This window comes from Micromonospora sp. WMMD882, assembly GCF_027497255.1.
Lineage (GTDB): Bacteria > Actinomycetota > Actinomycetes > Mycobacteriales > Micromonosporaceae > Micromonospora.
Window position 1 is genome coordinate 3,050,610 of sequence record NZ_CP114903.1, and the last position, 16,658, is coordinate 3,067,267.

A 16,658-nucleotide genomic window follows, 5' to 3' on the forward strand; every position below is an offset into this window, starting at 1 on the left:
GACTGGATCGGCCCTGCGGGACCGCAGAGAAACTTCCCGACAGGCACTTCTTGTCGATCTGACAAGAAGGTAGAGTCGACACCATGAACGATCGATGGGAGTCATCAAGTGTGCTCCTGACAGTGGATCTGGTGATCCTCACCTTGCGCGAAGAGCGCCTTCACCTTCTGTTGGTGGAGCGCGGCCACCAGCCGCACCAGGGGGCGTTCGCACTTCCCGGTGGTTTCCTCCGGAACCGCTCCGAGGACATCCTGGCGGCGGCGGCGCGGGAGCTGTCAGAAGAGGCCGGCCTCGACGCCGGGATGCTGCACCTTGAGCAGCTCGGCGCGTACGGCGAACCGGGGCGTGACCCTCGCGGTCGGGTGGTCTCCGTGGCCCACCTGGCGATCGCCCCCCGGCTTCCGGAACCGGTGGCGGGGACGGATGCCGCAGACGCCTACTGGGCGCCCGTGGACCAAGTGCTCGACGAGTCCGTCCCCCTCGCCTTCGACCATCTTCAGATCGTGACCGACGGGGTGGAACGCGCTCGCGCCAAGCTGGAGAGCACCGCCCTCGCCACCGCGTTCTGCGGGCTGACCTTCACCCTTTCCGAGCTGCAGCGGGTTTACGAGGCCGTGTGGAGCACCAGCCTCGACGCCCGCAACTTCTACCGCAAGGTGCAGGGAGTAAGCGGTTTCGTGATACCGGCCGGGCCCACCAGGAGGACCGAAGGTGGGCGGCCTGCTCGACTCTTCCGCGCCGGTCCGACCACTGTGCTGTATCCGCCGATGGTCCGCCCGAGCCGGACCGAACGAGGAGAAGACCAGTGACAGACGACGTCGTGGTAATTCTGACGGCACTCGACCTGGAATATCAGGCGGTGCGCGAGAGGCTTGTCGAGCCGCAGCTACACCGGCACCGAGCGGGGACCCGGTTCGAGATCGGCTGGCTGGGTGAACGGCGTTGCCAGGTGGCGCTCGGCCTCGTCGGCAAGGGCAACCATCCGGCGGCTGTGCTGGCCGAACGGGCCATCGCCGAGTTCGACCCGATTGTCGTGCTTTTCGTCGGCGTGGCGGGCGCGCTGCGGGGCAAACTCGCGCTCGGCGACGTGGTCGTCGCCACGCATGTCTACGCCTACCACGGCGGCACAAGCGAGGACGACGGTCTCAAGGCTCGGCCACGAGTGTGGGAGATTCCCCACGGCCCGGACCAGATCGCGCGGCACGTAGCCCGAACGGGTGCCTGGGTCACCCAGCCGGCCACGGGCGGCGTGACTCCGCACGTTCACTTCGGGCCGATCGCCGCTGGCGAAGTGGTGCAGGATTCCACGATTTCCGACCATGCCCGGTGGGTGCGGCAGCACTACAACGACGCCCTGGCCATCGAGATGGAGGCAGCCGGGGTCGCCCAGGCGGGCCATCTCAACGGCTCGCCGGTCGTCGTGGTGCGAGGCATCAGCGACCGTGCCGACGGCACGAAGACCACGACCGACGGTGCCCGCTGGCAACCGAAGGCGGTGGCCAACGCGGCTGCCTTCGCCACCACGCTCGCCCTCGAGCTGGTGCAGGAGACCCGCATCAGCTCATCCCGAACCCAGGCCGAGAATAGGAGGAATCTGACGATGAGCCCGACGGTGAGTAACACCGCCAGCGGTGCGGCGCAGGTGGGCGTACAGGCCGGTCAGATCCACGGTGACGTCTGGGTGGCTGGAGCGACGCCGGTGGCGCCAATGGATCTGCCCAGCCAGCTCGCCGAGCTGCGGGAGGTGTTGTGGTGGGCGCACCGGTCGGGGCAACTGGACCAGCCGACCTACGAGGCGGCCGAGACCGAACTCAGCGCCGCTGACAAGGCGCTCGGCGACTCCCGGGACGGCAGCAGGCTCCTGGTGGCGCTCAAGCGGCTCCGCGGGCTGGTCGGGGACATCGCCGAGTTGGCCGCGAAAGTCGCTGCGGTCATCGCGGTCAGCAGGAGTTCAATGTGACGGCGCAGGAGTTCACGATGCCCGCGCATGACGACGCCCCGAACATCGGCCTCCAGGCCGAGTCTGTGCACGGTGACGTAACCGTCTATTTCCTCCCACCCGGTGCCCGGCCGGAGGACAAACTGCGGGTCGGCTTGAACTACCTCGACGGCGGGATGCCCCGCAAGGCAGGTGAGCTCATCTACGACGTCCTGATGGACGGACACAACAGCAGCGAGGCATGGTTCCACTGGCTGCTGGCGGTGATGAGTGGTCGCACCCTACGGCAGTTGTCCGAGGAGGACATCACCAAACTACGTTCGGCCCGCAGCCGGCTCCCGTTGCACAGGCAGGACGTCTGGGCCGATGGTCTACGGGTGATCAGCAGACTGCTGGACGCACTGGACTCCCAGCAACCGGAGCTGCGCCGACTGGTTCACAAGGAACTCGCCAGCCTCGACCCGTTGCTCCGGGAGCGGATCGTGCGGCATCTGCAACTCTTCCTCAGCGGCCCGGTCGAGGACGAGATGTGGACGATCAGCGTGGCCGAGGCGAGATCGGCTGGAAGTGCCAACAGACGCGCCGATCGGGTGTGGCGCTTCTTCTATCCGGCGCCGGCCGCCCCACGAGCCCGGCAGCCCGCTCCCATCGCTACCACCACTCGGGATATCGCGCTGACCGTCGTCGTGACGGCGGTGGCCGCCTCGGCCACCGGTTGGCTCGGCTGGGTCGTGCTCACCACCGGGCGGTTCGGACCGATCGCAGCGCTCCTGCTGACGAGCGGAGCGGCCTACCTGAGCGGAGTCCACGGCATCCGATGGCGGTTCAACGTGGATCGGCGACGAACCAAGGACGCCGTTCACCAGCCTCCCCGGCAGCGGAAGGCGGCACCGTCCGGCGGCTTCGCCAACCGGGTCGACCGGCTATTCACGCAGTACTCCGGGCGCTACGTCCCCCGAGGGGTGGACCGGACCGAGTGGCTGAAGCTGACCGCGGGCATTCGTCGTCATCTCAGGGACGAGATCGTCGAGGTCTACCGGGAAAGCCGGGTCAGTGACAAGGAGATCGCCTGGCTGATCCGACATCGGGTCGGGGACGTCAAGACGCGATGGACCAATGGCACCTTGTGGGCCTACCGCGATCAGCTCCGTACCCCGGCGCGTACCCGGGCTGTCGTTGTTCTCAACTGCCTCGTCGCGGTGGTGTGCGGGTTGCTGGTCATCGCCGCCGCATTGCGGCAGGAGGCCATCACCGGCGCGGTCGCCACGGTCGTCCTGCTGGCCACCGCCTGGCCCACGGTCCGCGGCTGGTCGCGGATCGTCCTTGAAAGCCGACGTCTCGCTGCTGACCAGCAGGAGTACGACCAACGGATGGCCGACAGTTGGGCGGCTCATGAGCGCTGGAAGCGCAAGCTCGCCGATAAGCCCACGGACGCGGAGATGGCTGCCTGGTTGGACTGCGACTCCAGACTTCTGATCGACAAGGCGATGGAGCACTACAACCTCCGCCCCACGGACGTGATCGCCTACGCGCTCATCGAGGCGCCCGCGAAGCCCTACGTAAAGCGCGGTCGAGTCCGGAACGGACCATGGCGGTACGGCAGGTACGAGCTGCTGGTGTTCCTGCTCACCCCGGATGGCGTGCGGCAGGTGAGCGCCCAACTCGACTTCGAGCAGGCCAGCTTCCACAACCTGCGCCGGGCCAACTACCGTTTCGAGGCCGTGGCCGCCGTACGAGTGGCTGAGTCGGACAACCACGCCCGGACCTTCGAGCTGGCACTGGTGAACGGCGAACTCACCACGGTCAAAGTTACCGAGGCCAGCACCGACAAGTTGCAGGACGGCGAGAACCCTCAGGCCCTGTCCGAAGCGGCACTGGACGCCAGCGGCCTCACGACCACCCTGCACGTCCTGGAAGGCGTCGCCGCCGAAGGCAAAGAGTGGCTGCAACGGGAGCGGCAGCGTGGCCGGAAGCGGGAGGAGAACTTCCTCTCCGCGATGCGAGACCTCTTCGGCTGACCAGGCCGCGCGGACCCTCCGTACTGTCTGCTACCACTGTTTGCCAGGAACGGGCACCGATGGCAGCGAGGCGTGAATGCGGACCCACTCGAGGGAAAGCACTGCAGGCAGCGTTCGACACCGCCGTCGGACACGCCTACCAGCAAGTCCACCACCCGCCGAGGGCCGCCGATACTGCGCACGTACTCGTCCAGCTCAAGAGGGTTCGACGCGCACACCACGTCGACCTCCGGTCACATCAGCTTGCAGGTGGCGTAGGCCCGACGTTGCTGGTAGGGACGGGACCTGATCAGCGCCGAAGGCACCGGGATCCGGCGTTCCGCCAGCAGGCGGCGCGAGTAGTCGAGGTTCTGCACCGTCAACACCAACGGCGAGGGAACGCCACCAATGCCAACGCCGAGACCGCCAACGGGACCCAACTGCACCTGTGGGCCTGCTACGGAGGCGGCAACGAGCAGTGGAGCAGGCGTGGCTGACGGTTTCACCGTCCCGTACCACAGTGGCACGGCGTCGGCGCGCGGTGGCGGTCGTCTTCTTCGGCCGCCACCCTGCCGGGCCGGGTCGAGTCACCCGCACCCCGGCTGAGCAGGGCCCTGCCGAATCCTGAGTCGACGTCAATCGATCTTTGTAGGACTGTCGCGCCCGCCCGACCGTGCGCCACTCCCGGTTTCAACATCGACAAGTGCTGATGTATTGTGAAAATGCTCCCAGATCGTGTCCTTCACCACCCCCGCCCAAGGAGCCGAAAACATGTCGCGATGGCGTCATCGTCCAGTCCCCGCACTGGCCGGGCTGCTCGTTCTGGTCCTGTCCGCGCTCCTGTTGCCACCGGCCTCGGCGGCCGGCAGACCCCACACCGGGGCGGTACCCCTCACCGAGCTGACCGTGGTCTCCGAACAGGTGGCCTCCGGTCTGCAACGTCCGATCGCGCTCACCGGCCTGCCGGACGGCCGGATGTTGATCGCGGAGAAGAACGGCACCGTCCGCGCCTACCACCCCGCCACCGGCCTGGCCGCCGCGCCGGTGCTCGACCTGACCGCCCGGGTCGACACGTCGGGCAACGAGCGCGGCCTCCTCGGCATCACGCCCGCGCCGAACTTCGCGCAGACCGGGATGCTCTACGTGGCCTACACGAGCCTGCCGGCCGGCGCGCTGACCCTGGCGCGACTGCCGATCAGCGCTCCCGAGCGGCTCCAGGTGCTACTCACCCAGGAGCACGCCCAGTACAACAACCACAACGGCGGACAGGTGGCGTTCGGTCGTGACGGCTACCTCTACTGGTCCCTCGGCGACGGCGGCCACACGAACGACCCGTTCAAGGCCGGCCAGAACCTCGGCACCCTGCTCGGCAAGATCGTGCGGATCGACGTCAACCGCGCCTGCGGGGCGAAGCCCTACTGCGTCCCCTCCAGCAACCCGTTCGTCAACAAGCGCGGCGCGCGGCCAGAAATCTGGCTCTACGGGCTGCGCAACCCGTGGCGGTTCTCCGTCGACCCGTTCGACGGCTCACTGTGGATCGGCGACGTCGGCCAGGGCCTGATCGAAGAGGTCAACCACATCCGCCCGTGGCAGGGCGGGGCGAACCTCGGCTGGTCCTGCCGGGAGGGCACACCGGTGTTCGACCAGACGCAGTGCCGTCCGGGCGTGGTCTACACCGACCCGGTCTTCGAGTACGAACACTTCATGACCGAGAGCTGCTCGGTCACCGGCGGCGTGGTCTACCGGGGGTCCGCCACCCCGGAGGCGCGGGGCACCTACATCGCGAGCGACTACTGCTCGACCCTCGCGTTCGCCGTACGCCCCAGGTCCACGGGCGGCTACGAGACCGCCACGATCGGCAACTTCCCCATCCAGCCGACCGCGATCGACGCCGACGTGCACGGCGAACTGTACGTGCTCAGCGACCTCCCGGGATGGTTGAGCCGGGTACGGCTCGAGCGCGTCCAGCCAGCCGCCGCCGACGGAGCCGCGAACCGCTGAACGGGCCCTCCCGTCCGCAGTGCCCCTGGGGGACGGCCGCACCACCAGCGGCCGTCCCCCAGCCCACTCACCGGCCGGGGATGAGGACCGGTTCTGTCACCACTTACGCACGGTCAGGTTGAGTTCCTGAACGGCCAGGTGGGTGAGGTCGGGTAGCTGGTCCTCGTGAAGGGTGACCCCGCGCAGGTTGCCGAGACCGGTCTTCAGGTCGCGCAGCGAGTTGCCCCGGAGGTCAGCACCCTGGAGGTGGCAGGAGTCGAGCTCCAGGCGGGCGAGTTGGCAGGACCGCAGGACCGTGTCCGGCAGGCGGCAGGACGACCAGGTGGCGTCGGTGAGGACGCAGTCCACGAAGGCCACGGCTCCGGCGGCGGTGACCCGGGTGAGGATGGCGTAGTCGAAGCGGCACCCCTCGAACAGCACGTCCTTGAGCCGGATGTCGGCGAATCGGGCGCCGGTGAGCCGGGCACCGGTGACGGCACAACGCTCGATGGTGACGCCGGAGATGGTGGCGCCGCAGAAATCGGTACGGGTGATCTCGCAGCCGACGATGGCGCCGGCCTCCCAGGTGCTCTCGGAGAGGTCCACGCCGGTGATCCGGCTGCCGCGGACACGGATGTCGTCGAGCGCCGCCCCGCGCCAGGAGGCGTCCTCGATGATGGCGTCGCTGAGGTCGTCGGTCAGGTCGCTGACGCTGTCGAGATCGTCGGGGTCGAGCTCCGGGAGCAGTATCCGCAGTTCGCCGACTGTGGTGGTCCGCATGTTCCTCTACCTGTGTCTGTCGAGGGCCGCGCGGGGCGGACTGGCAGCCCGCAAATGAAGAAGGCTCCGGCCCAGGGTGAAACCCCAGGTCAGAGCCATGCTGCTGGTGCGCCGCCAGGGACTCGAACCCCGAACCCGCGGATTAAGAGGTTGATCTTGGTTGAGTCATTACGTCCAATGGCATCGCAGCAGTCCACCTGTTCCTACCAAAGCTCCCATCCCGCCGAAACATGAGACCATGCGTCCAGATGGATGCGGGTCGGTCCACGGCAGCCGAGCACCTGCGGAGCACCCACCGATACGCCCAGGAGACCGCTTGTTCGGGTTGCGAGCAGGCCGCGCATCGGGGCTACCTGCAGCCACACCGCTGCCGGATAGCGGCGGGCGTCCGGCATCGCCGGGTACCAGACGCTCGCCATCGGCTCGTGGTAGTGACCCAGCCCTGCGACACGGTCGGGGCGCGACGTGTCGATCAGGTGCAGCGAAACGGTGCCGACCCGGTACGGACCGGTCGGCGCGGGCAGCGCGAGGCGGGTGCCGCCGGGCCGGCTGCGGTGAGGTTCAGCCTGCGGCGGCCAGGTAGGTGAGCAGGATTCTGAGCAGCGGGGTAGCGCAAAGATAGTGGACGATCCGGCCCAGGTTGCGCCCGGTCACGGCTCGGACTCGGCGGCCAACCGAGAGTTGGTGTCGCGGAGGGCAGGTGGGCGAGGATCAAGAGCGCTGGCCGGCCCGGGTTCAAGCGCTGCCAGCGGGATGGTTGCTGGGTGCAGTGGCGGTGGCCTGGCGCCGTCTGCGAAGGCGATCGAGGAGTCGGGCAGGCGTGACCCCGGGAGCATGTGTCTGTCGGGCGAATCGTTCGAGCACGGCAACTTCGGCGGCGGGGTCACCCAACCGGGCGAAGATGATGGCGGCCCTTTCGTAGTACCAGGGAGCCACCCCGTATCCGTTGATACGTGAGTCGTTCTCCACCGCGTCGATGCATCGGACGGTCAGGAGCAGTGCCGCGTGGACGTCGGTCTTCTGCGTCGTCATGATCTGGTCCGTGAGGGTGTGTGGCTGATGGCCGTCGACCAGGCCATCCGTCGTGGGTGTACACCACAGCGGCAGGCTGGTGCTGTCCGACCACGTGCGGCCGTCCCCGGCGCTGACCTTCTCGGTCCAGTGTTGGCCGTCCCAGAAGCGGTAGGTCCATCGCCCTGAGGGGTCCAGGTACCAGCCAGCGATGACCTGCGGAATTCGTTGAGTGGGCACGGACGCCGCAGCGCCCGGTGTCGGCTCGGTAGGGGACCCGGTCGGTTCGACGCACTCGACGGCTGTGCCGTCGGGCTGCTGCGATGCCGAGGAAGACCCGGCGGCGGCCCCCAGCATGTCGTCGAGGGCCAGATCGGAGCGGATCGGTATAGAGAGTTCACGTGCACGCGCGACCTTCATGGTGTCCTGGTCAGCGGCGGCGACAACGGCGGTGACGACGTTGCGGGTCAGGTTCAACGCTACGACGAAGCCGGCCTGGGAGAGGCGGTCGCGGACGTCGGCGGACACGGACGGACTGCACCAGACGCGTTGTCCCTTCTGCTTGGCGGCCGAGGTGCGGTCCGTGGTCTCTACCTCGGGCGCGGTGAGATCCGCGAAGTAGTCCGGTTCCCCGAGAAGTCGTGCGGCGGTAACGAGCTGTCGGTACTCAGTGCTGGTCAGGATGTCATCGGCGAGTGCGGCGTCCCGCAGTCCGTCGAGGTAACGGTGGTGAAGGGCCCGTACCTGCTGGGCACCCATGCCGGCCTGTCCGGCCAGTCGCGCCAGCACCTTGGCTTCGACGCCGGTCAGTTTACCGTCGCTGAGCGCGCTCCCGACGGCAGCGAGGTAAGCCTCGGTAGCGGCGGAGTCGGCGTCGCCGGTGGAGTAGGGCAGTTTCCCCAGCAGCGAATGGATCCAACCGTCCGTGCCCTTGCGTAGGCCGGTGACCCGGGTACGGGGTTGGGCGAGGCGCGGATACCGCGGCAGCGGGACAGGGGCGGACGGGAACCGCAGGGCGGGCGCGTTCGCCAGGAGCCTGGTGAGGAGCTGGGCGGTTGCCCGGGTGTCACCGAGAGCGGTGTGGGCGTCGTGCAGCTCGATACCGCACACGGTGCAGCAGGACATGAGCTGGAAGTTCGGCGCGGCCAGGACCTGTCGGGCCAGCCGCTGGGTGCACACCGCCGGCAGGGGCGCGGTGCTGATGCCGACCCGGGCGAACTCCTGCGCGATGAATCCCTCCTCGAAGCGGGCGTTGTGCGCCACCGCCACGGCACCGTCGAGCCTCGACAGGATCTCGCCCGCCGCGTCGGCGAACGTGGGCGCTCCGGACAGCATGTCCGCAGTGATGTGATGGATGAAGGTTGGCCCGGGGTCGCGGCCGGGGTCGACGAGGGTGGCCCACTCGTCGACCACCCGGCCTCCTTCGACGCGAACCAGGGCGATCTCCACGATTCGGTCAGATGTCGGCGACAGCCCAGTCGTCTCCACGTCTACTACCACAAACGGCACCTCACCCAGGTCGACACCTGCGCGTCCGCCCGCTGACCCGTAGGCGAACAGTCCGACCGACGACATACGAATCTCTCCATCTCGACGATCCCAGTTGATCATGGTCAAAGCGGCTGGCCGGCGACCGTTGCTGGTGACAGTTGTCAGAACGGCTGTGGGCGCGACTGATCCGTTGGACCACCGGCTCAGCGGGTGCCCACCGTCCAGCCTCTGCATGTCATTTGGCCGTGACCGGCTGTTCCTTGGCCTGGGTGAGGCTCTGCCGGTACTCGAGGGCTTCCGGGACCTCCTCGTACTGCAGGAGGCTGCCGGTCAACGCCAGCAGGTGTTCCTTGGCCTCCTCCGGAGTGGCGTAGAAGAACTCGCGCCGGTGGTTGACCAGGTTGACCCGCCGGTCGGCGAGCCGTGCGTGCATCTGCGCCTCGATGCCGACAGCGTCGTCGGAGAAGAACAGGGCGTGGACGTCGAAGTTGAAGGGCACCGAGGCGTCACTGAGTTCGCGTACCCGGTCCAGAGGGTCCAGGCGACGGGTCATGCCGACCTTGACCATCTTCTCGCCGAACGCGCCGAGATTGGAGATCACGTACACGTAGCCGGCTCGGACATTGGCGGCCCGGTGGTCGACGTCCTGGATCGCGGTGTCGATCTGGGCCAACCGACCCTGCATCTGGGCGGCACCGTCAGCATCGCCCTTGGCCTGCAGAGCGGCCAGGGCGTTGGCGTAGTGCTGGCGTTCCTTGTCGAGCCGGGCACGTTCGCGTTCGATCTCCTGCTGGGCCCGTCGCTCCTCGCGCAGCCGGGCCTTCTCCTCCCGCTCCCGCTCCTTCTCCTCGGCCAGCTTCTCCTGGTAGTCGGCGGTCAGCTCCAACTCCTTGACCCGCAGCCGGTGGTACTCCTCGGCGATCCGGATCTGCATCGTCTTGCCGAGCTTGGCGATGGTGACCGTTACCTTCCCCAGCCGGTCTACAGCCGAGTCGAGCTTGTACGGCTTCAACCCGCGTACCAGGTTGTCCGCCTCGGCGTTGTAGGCGCGGAGCATCAGCTTGGAGAAGTCCCGGATCATGACTCGGCCCTCGGCGGCCGAGCCATTGACCGTCCACCCGGTAGCCGCCTTGACCGCTCCCCCGTCCTTCCTGGTCATAGCCTTGATCTGGTCCTGAAGCCGGCTGAGCTGGCTCTGATAGGCAACCGCGTCCGACAGTGGATGCCGATACTGATAGACCCCAGCTTCCTGCAGCAGTGCCGTCTCCTCAGTGACCACAATCTGCTGCCGGAGCTCGCGCAGATGCCGATCGAGCTCGGCCTTCCGCGCTTCGCCCTTCGCGGTCAGGTCGGCGACCTCACGGCTGAGCCGGTTTCGGTGCTGCTCCAACTCCACCGCAGACAACACACCGAGCCGTGACATCTCCGCCCGCAAGCCCGTCAGCTCGACGCGCAACTGGTCCAGCTCGCTACGGAGCTGTGCGTTCTCCACGATCAGTTCACGCGCCTTGCCCCGAGCACCGAACAGAGGAATGTCCGGACTCCCATTGCGCTGCGGCGGGACGACGGCAGGAGCGCCATCAGCCTGCGCGTCGGCCGTAACGGGTACCGCTGGTGCCGGAGCCGGCGAGTCCGGAATCCACAACTGCCACCCCGCCGGAGGAGGGCCCCAGGCAGGATCCGGTGTCCAACCCGTAGGCGGCACCCACCCAGCAGGCGGCGGCGGCCAGTTCGGTGGCGCGTTGAAGCGATATCCCATTGCTCTCCCCAGGCATCATGGCTGCCCGACGAAAGTAGCGCCGTAGCCGCCGACCGGACATCGACGACTCAGATCAGCAGAGCAGCCATCCAGCCGACCACGGATACCCGAGCGACGACTTCAGTCTGGTTACCGACAGAAAGGCATCCGGCTTGGTGATGCGCTTCGGTCAGCCTGTCTCGCCTCGGCCTTGGCCCCTGATGGGGGTCCGGGGTGGCTCACCTCGAACCACCACACATGAGCCAGCCGGATAAGCGGTGAAGGCTGCACGGCACGAGAACCACGTCGCGCGATATAGCAAGGCTTCCCCGCCATGCCCGTCGGCGGCATGGTCGTTAATCTGATCTTGCCGTCTTCCACATGGGTCTGCCCGTTCAGTGCTCCCTGATATCCGATAGTCTGGTTATCTCGCCGCGTACGAAGACCTATCGTTGCCCGCATTGTCAGCGACGACGCGAGGGCACTCATGGGTTTTTACCTGCGGACCAGCCTCAAAGCGGGCCCCTTTAGATTCAACCTGTCACCATCTGGCGTCGGCGTCTCCGCTGGTGTCCCAGGGTTCCGTGTCGGGACTGGGCCTCGCGGCAACTACGTCCGCGTTGCCGGTCTCGGCACGACCTACTTCGGCGGCCGGGCACCCACCCCAACCTCACCCGGATCGCCGCCGTCGATGCTGCCAGCGACCCACAACGACGGGATCGTCATGCAGGAGTTGTCCGGTACGCCGGTACAGCAGCTGGTTGCAGCACATCCCTCCAACCTGATCGGTCAGATCCAGACCGCAGCCCAACGGCACCTGCTGTGGCCGTGGGCCGCTGCCGCCGTCGCAGTCCTGGCCCTATTCTCTGCACCGTTCGGGCTCCTGCTGCTCGTGCCCGGCCTACCCGCAGTGTGGTGGCTGTGGCAGCGCGACCTTGCGCGGCGATCAGTCGTCGTCTTCTACCAGGTTGACGACGTACCGGCGGTCAACTACGAACGCTTCACCACGAGCAGCAGCTTCGTCAGCCGTGTGCAGCGCGTCTGGCACGTCGAAGCCGAAGGTGCTCTCAACACTCCATATCAGCGGAAAGTCAACGCCGGAGCCGCAGCCCTGAACCGCCGCAGCCCAGCCTCGGTGGATCTGGCTGGTCCGCCCATGCTCGTGACGAACATCGCCGTACCGAGCCTTCATGGAAAAGACCGCTCTTTGTACTTCCTGCCGGACCGGGTGATCGTCCGCCACGGTCACCGTTACGCCGGCCTCCCGTACGCCGCAGTGAACGCCCATGCGCAGGCCCAACGGTTCATCGAGTCGGATACGCCGCCAACCGACGCCGAGTGTGTTGGGACGACGTGGCAGTACACCAACAAGTCCGGCGGCCCGGATCGCCGCTTCAAGAACAACAGACAACTGCCGATCATGCTGTATGGAAGGCTTACCGTCACCAGCCCAGACGGACTGCTGATGGTCTGGGATTTCTCCCGACCTGACGTTGCGGCGGCACTGGCCGAAGCAATCGGCCGGATGCGGTAATTGCAGGGATACCGCGGGACGCGGTACGGGATATCCAGTTCCGCTATCTCAACGACCAGGTCAAAGACCATCAGGCTGCCGGGCAGCCGGTGAGCCCTTTTCATCCTGAGTGGCGGTCGTTCTCCACGGCGTGTAGGACGAGGATGGCTTGGACGATGGTGATGGCGCGTCGGGGGCAGCAGCGCAGCTTGGTCAGGATCTTCCAGGTCTTGAGGGTGGCGACGGCACGTTCGCCGACCGCCCGGATACGGGCGTGGCCGCGGTTGACGGTCTTCTGCCGCCGCGACAACCGCGGGCGGTGTCGGTGGCGCTTGAACGGGGTCCGGATCGTGCCGCCGGCACCTTGGTATCCCTTGTCCGCGAACGTCATCACGTTACGACTGGCCAAGGCGTCGATGAGGCCGACGGTTCGCGCCGCGGTCAGGTCGTGGACCGCGCCGGGTAGGGCGGGTGAGGCCCAGACCAGCCGTCCGGCGGGGTCGGCGACGACCTGCACGGTCACGCCATGTCGTTTGTGCTTTCCCGAGTAGTAGGGCTTCTGGTCGGCGACTCTGTCGATGGGGATGAGGGTGCCGTCGAGGATGGCGTAGGCCAGTCGTGCTGCTCTTGTGGCGCAGGCGTTGAGGTCGTCGGCGAGGGTGGCGAGCAGGGTGATCGTCCCTCGGACGTACCTCCAGGCGGTGGTGGCGCCGATGGCGAACCCGGCAGCGAGGCGGGAGTAGGTGTCGCCGTTGCGCAGGTGCGCCAGGACCAGCAGCGCCTGCCGTCCGGGGTTCAGGCGTCGCCATCTGCTTCCGCGTTGGGCGCGGTGAACGCGGATCAGGTCCGACAGCAGGGCCCCGGCAAAGTCGTGACGCTGTCCGACTTGAGGCTTCTGAAGTAGAAGCGCCAGCGTTTGTGGCAGCAAGACGGGCATGACCAGCTCAGAAGATCATCAAGGTTCCTACGCCACGGTGATCGATCCGAAGTGAGTCATGCCCGCCCTGCCATCATCGCTGATCTCGTCTTTGTCCGATGCACCGGCTCTGACCGTGCCCGAAACCGCTGGCGGGCTACCCGCAGCACTGGCCGGGGTGCCTGATCCACGAGCTCGCCGCGGTGTGCGGCATCGGCTGTGCGTGGTGGTGACCGCGGTGGTGTGTGCCGTGGTGGCCGGCTACCGCTCGTACTCCGCGATCGCGGAGTGGGTGGCCGATGTCCCGGACGAGACGGCCGAGGCACTGGGTATCGCCGCTGACCGGCGCCCGTCGGAGGCGATGATCCGCCGGTTGCTGCAGGCCCTGGACCCGGATCTGCTGACCACGGCGATCAGCGGCTGGCTCGTCGGCCGGGCCACGACCAGCGCCTCGGGCAGCCGGCAGGCGATCGCGGTCGACGGCAAGACCCTGCGCGGATCCCGCACCGCCGTCACCGCCGCCGATCACGTGATGGCCGCCTGTGATCAGGCCACCGGTGTGGTCCTGGCAAGCACCAACGTAGACGGCAAGACCAACGAGATCACCCGGTTCGGACCTCTACTCGACCAGATCAGCGACCTGCGCAACACGGTGATCACCGCGGACGCGCTGCACTGCCAGCGCGAACACGTCGCCTACCTCGCCGAACGCAGCGCGCACTGGATCCTGACCGTCAAAGCCAACCAGCCCCACCTGCACGCCCAACTCGCCGGTCTGCCCTGGCGGGCCGTCCCCGACGCCACCCGCCACGACGACCGCGGGCACGGCCGCCGCGAGATACGCACCCTGAAGATCCTCACCATCTCCACCGGCATCGACTTCCCGCACGCCGCCCAGGCCATCCAGATCCGCCGCCGCCGACGACGCCTCGATGAGCCGAAACGCTTCACCACCGAGACCGTCTACGCCATCACCGACCTGCAAGTCCACCAGGCGAAACCGGATCAACTGGCCGCGTGGATCCGCGGCCACTGGTCCATCGAGAACAAGATCCACTGGGTCCGCGACGTCACCTACGACGAAGACCGCAGCCAAATCCGTACCGGCACCGGACCGCAAGTCATGGCCGCCCTGCGCAACGCCGCCATCGGCGCCCTACGCCTCGCCGGGCTCACCAACATCGCCGCTGCCAACCGGCATCACGCCCGCGACAGCAGCCGGGCACTGGCCCTCCTCGGCATCATCTAACGACTTTGCCGGGACCCTGGGTCCGACAGGCGGTTGAGGGTGCCGTTGGACAGGCGAATCGCGGCAGGGTAAGACAACACAGCGAGGCTTCCGGTTGGGGCATCGGGTTTTGGTCGACTGCTGTCTTACCGGGAGCCTCGCCCTACGTCGATCCCCGCCCCGACCCCACCGCCGTGACCAGCCCCGTCACGATGAAAAGGGCTCGATGGGCAGAGTCGGCGCCGCCGGCGACAACGCCGCCATGGAATCGTTCTTCGGCCTGCTGTAGAACAACGTCCTCGACCGCCGAACCTGGACGACCCGGCAGCAGTTGAGGACGCGATCGTGACCTGGACCGAACGGACCTACCACCGCCGACGACGCCAACGATCCCTGTCCCGGTCGACCCCTATCGAGTACGAGACCATCATGACCCCACCGGCCAGTCAGGCCGCGTGACTGAAACTGTCACCTACCGGTGCAGCAGACCCTTCCAAGCTGGACGCCATCGGTGCTGACGATTCCGTCCGTTTGGCTCTACTTCCTTGTCGGCGGCCGGGCAATGATTGTCGAATGACAGGAGACGGTCTCTGCGCCACGCCCGACTGCGGCCAGCCTGCAGTGTATCGAACTCGGACGAACCCGGCCTACTGCACTTCTTGCATAGACCGGCTCTTCTGCGACATGGGGCTGGTCCCGCTTGAGCCCTTTAGAAAGAAGAACGAGCGACGGCTCACAACTTGCCTTGTCTGCAGCGTTCAGCTCACTTACAGCTTGGACATGATCCTCTCCCCCTCTTCCGGCGGGGCCGGTCGGTGCGACTGGTGCAGGATGAAGAAGAATGGTCAGGCGTTTCGCGAAAATGCTGAGATGCTTGACCGCGCCACCCTCGGCTCCGCTAATATGGCGGAGCTATCGGGGCACACCCTCTTAAAGTTCATTGAGCGTCGAGTGTGGCCACGTGAGCGAGTAATAAGGCTTTTCAAAACTCTGCACATGGAGTGTGTTTCGGAACTGCCGTCTACGTCCGATGGATTTGAGCCGGTGCATGTCCGGTGCGTAAAGTGTGGACGCGACAGTGTCCATTTGCCGGGCCGCATGGATGCTTATACCAAACAAGGCTGGTGTGCATGCAACTTCTGTGGCGGAGGAAAGGGCCCCTGCTCGGACGATGTTGTGCGCTGCTTCGAGTCCCGCGGACTGCGGATAGATGACGTGGTTACGCGGCATGACAAGATGCATACTCGCTGCCAGCGCTGCGAGAGCCCTCGGTTCGTATCGTTGGATCAGCTTAGGCGCGAAGTGGTGCCCTGCTACGTATGTGACGGCGCGGCCGATCCAACGAAGCCTCACCGCGTATACATCTTCCACTTTCAGGATCTTCGCTGCTTCAAGGTTGGTATTACCAACGTGGGGAACGACGACCGACTCCGGGAGCATCAGAGGCGGGGCGGGGTGCTGCAGGATGTTGTCCAGGTGAACAACCGAGCCGCAGCAGTAGCCTTGGAGGGGAACATCCTTACTGCAATGGCGGCCTACCCCTCGTCGGCGACTGCGGCTGACTTTCCACAAAATGGATGGACTGAGACCTGGGCTGATAATGCTCCCGGCATCTCGCTGGCTCGACTAGCGATCACCGTCGCGGACGTGACCGTCCCGGCCGAAACGGTCCGACAGTGGCGCAGCGAACGCCAAGGAAAGTCCCGAGCTTCGGGCCAGGCTGCCGTGACGGCAAGGAATCAGGAACTTTCTCTTGAGCGAGGCGAGATCGTAGTCTTCACCGGACGCGACGCCACCCCTAGGTCTCAATGGGAGGCGCGCGCCCGGCACCTGGGATTGCGAGTTGGGTCGAAGGTGACTTTCACGACGACGCTGCTTGTTAGCGATGATCCAACGTCAAAATCGCGCAAGTGCCTAGACGCGCGGTCGCGCGGGGTGCGGATGGTGGACTACCGAACGCTGTCAAGGATCCTGGACGAGTTTGAGGGCTGACGCCGGCCCTACCCGGCAACGTCGCCTCGCCAGCGAGCTGTTCCAGGCATTCGACGCCCCTGAAGTCAGGCAG

The 16,658-nt window shown here is 66.6% G+C and carries 11 protein-coding genes, 1 tRNA gene and 2 pseudogenes; 8 read left to right on the forward strand and 6 right to left on the reverse strand.

What is annotated here, in order from left to right:
• The first annotated feature begins 83 nt into the window (after positions 1-83).
• Genes O7606_RS12500 through O7606_RS12510 form a run of 3 tightly spaced genes read left to right on the forward strand, consistent with a single transcriptional unit; the run spans position 84 to position 3,957 of the window.
• On the forward strand, positions 84-809 hold the full coding sequence (locus O7606_RS12500; protein ID WP_281599268.1) for an NUDIX domain-containing protein: 726 nt from the start codon (positions 84-86) through the stop codon (positions 807-809).
• Positions 806-1,960 (forward strand): 5'-methylthioadenosine/S-adenosylhomocysteine nucleosidase, encoded by a 1,155-nt coding sequence (locus tag O7606_RS12505; protein WP_281599270.1) that lies wholly within the window; start codon positions 806-808, stop codon positions 1,958-1,960. The genes O7606_RS12500 and O7606_RS12505 overlap by 4 nt, the downstream gene beginning before the upstream one ends.
• The gene (locus O7606_RS12510; RefSeq protein WP_281599272.1) at positions 1,957-3,957 is read left to right on the forward strand and encodes a hypothetical protein; all 2,001 of its coding nucleotides are present in this window, start codon (positions 1,957-1,959) and stop codon (positions 3,955-3,957) included. Before O7606_RS12505 ends, O7606_RS12510 begins: the two co-directional genes overlap by 4 nt.
• A gap of 134 nt (positions 3,958-4,091) precedes the next feature.
• Here O7606_RS12510 and O7606_RS12515 read toward each other — a convergent pair.
• Positions 4,092-4,310 (reverse strand): annotated as a pseudogene (locus O7606_RS12515) (YdcF family protein); the annotation flags it as partial.
• Between the two features lie 397 nt (positions 4,311-4,707).
• Between O7606_RS12515 and O7606_RS12520 the strand changes: the two are divergent.
• A complete protein-coding gene (locus O7606_RS12520) occupies positions 4,708-5,937 on the forward strand; it encodes a PQQ-dependent sugar dehydrogenase (RefSeq protein ID WP_281599274.1) in 1,230 nt (409 codons plus the stop codon).
• A gap of 96 nt (positions 5,938-6,033) precedes the next feature.
• Here O7606_RS12520 and O7606_RS12525 read toward each other — a convergent pair whose 3' ends face one another.
• The 4 genes from O7606_RS12525 to O7606_RS12540 form a co-directional block, all read right to left on the reverse strand.
• Positions 6,034-6,696, reverse strand: a complete 663-nt coding sequence (locus tag O7606_RS12525) for a pentapeptide repeat-containing protein (protein WP_281599275.1) — start codon at positions 6,694-6,696, stop codon at positions 6,034-6,036.
• Positions 6,697-6,800: 104 nt separating this feature from the next.
• Positions 6,801-6,920, reverse strand: a tRNA-OTHER gene (locus tag O7606_RS12530).
• Positions 6,921-7,431: 511 nt separating this feature from the next.
• Positions 7,432-9,318 (reverse strand): exonuclease domain-containing protein, encoded by a 1,887-nt coding sequence (locus tag O7606_RS12535; protein ID WP_281599277.1) that lies wholly within the window; start codon positions 9,316-9,318, stop codon positions 7,432-7,434.
• A gap of 115 nt (positions 9,319-9,433) precedes the next feature.
• Entirely contained in the window at positions 9,434-10,690 is a 1,257-nt protein-coding gene (locus O7606_RS12540) for a DUF4041 domain-containing protein (protein WP_281599278.1), read from the reverse strand.
• Positions 10,691-11,627: 937 nt separating this feature from the next.
• Here O7606_RS12540 and O7606_RS12545 point away from each other — a divergent pair.
• Complete coding sequence (locus tag O7606_RS12545; RefSeq protein WP_281599279.1) at positions 11,628-12,470, forward strand: hypothetical protein; 843 nt, start codon at positions 11,628-11,630, stop codon at positions 12,468-12,470.
• Positions 12,471-12,570: 100 nt separating this feature from the next.
• Here O7606_RS12545 and O7606_RS12550 read toward each other — a convergent pair whose 3' ends face one another.
• Positions 12,571-13,386 carry a transposase family protein gene (locus O7606_RS12550; RefSeq protein WP_281599280.1) on the reverse strand — a complete coding sequence of 272 codons (816 nt, stop codon included), beginning with the start codon at positions 13,384-13,386 and terminating at the stop codon, positions 12,571-12,573.
• A 58-nt stretch (positions 13,387-13,444) separates the two neighbouring features.
• Here O7606_RS12550 and O7606_RS12555 point away from each other — a divergent pair, with 58 nt between their 5' ends.
• The 3 genes and pseudogenes from O7606_RS12555 to O7606_RS12565 all read left to right on the forward strand — a co-directional run bounded on the left by O7606_RS12555 (position 13,445) and on the right by O7606_RS12565 (position 16,585).
• Positions 13,445-14,614 carry an ISAs1 family transposase gene (locus O7606_RS12555; RefSeq protein ID WP_281594764.1) on the forward strand — a complete coding sequence of 390 codons (1,170 nt, stop codon included), beginning with the start codon at positions 13,445-13,447 and terminating at the stop codon, positions 14,612-14,614.
• A 199-nt stretch (positions 14,615-14,813) separates the two neighbouring features.
• A pseudogene (locus O7606_RS12560) lies at positions 14,814-15,052 on the forward strand (integrase core domain-containing protein); the annotation flags it as partial.
• A 996-nt stretch (positions 15,053-16,048) separates the two neighbouring features.
• A complete protein-coding gene (locus O7606_RS12565; RefSeq protein WP_281599281.1) occupies positions 16,049-16,585 on the forward strand; it encodes a BRCT domain-containing protein in 537 nt (178 codons plus the stop codon).
• Positions 16,586-16,658 lie beyond the last annotated feature (73 nt).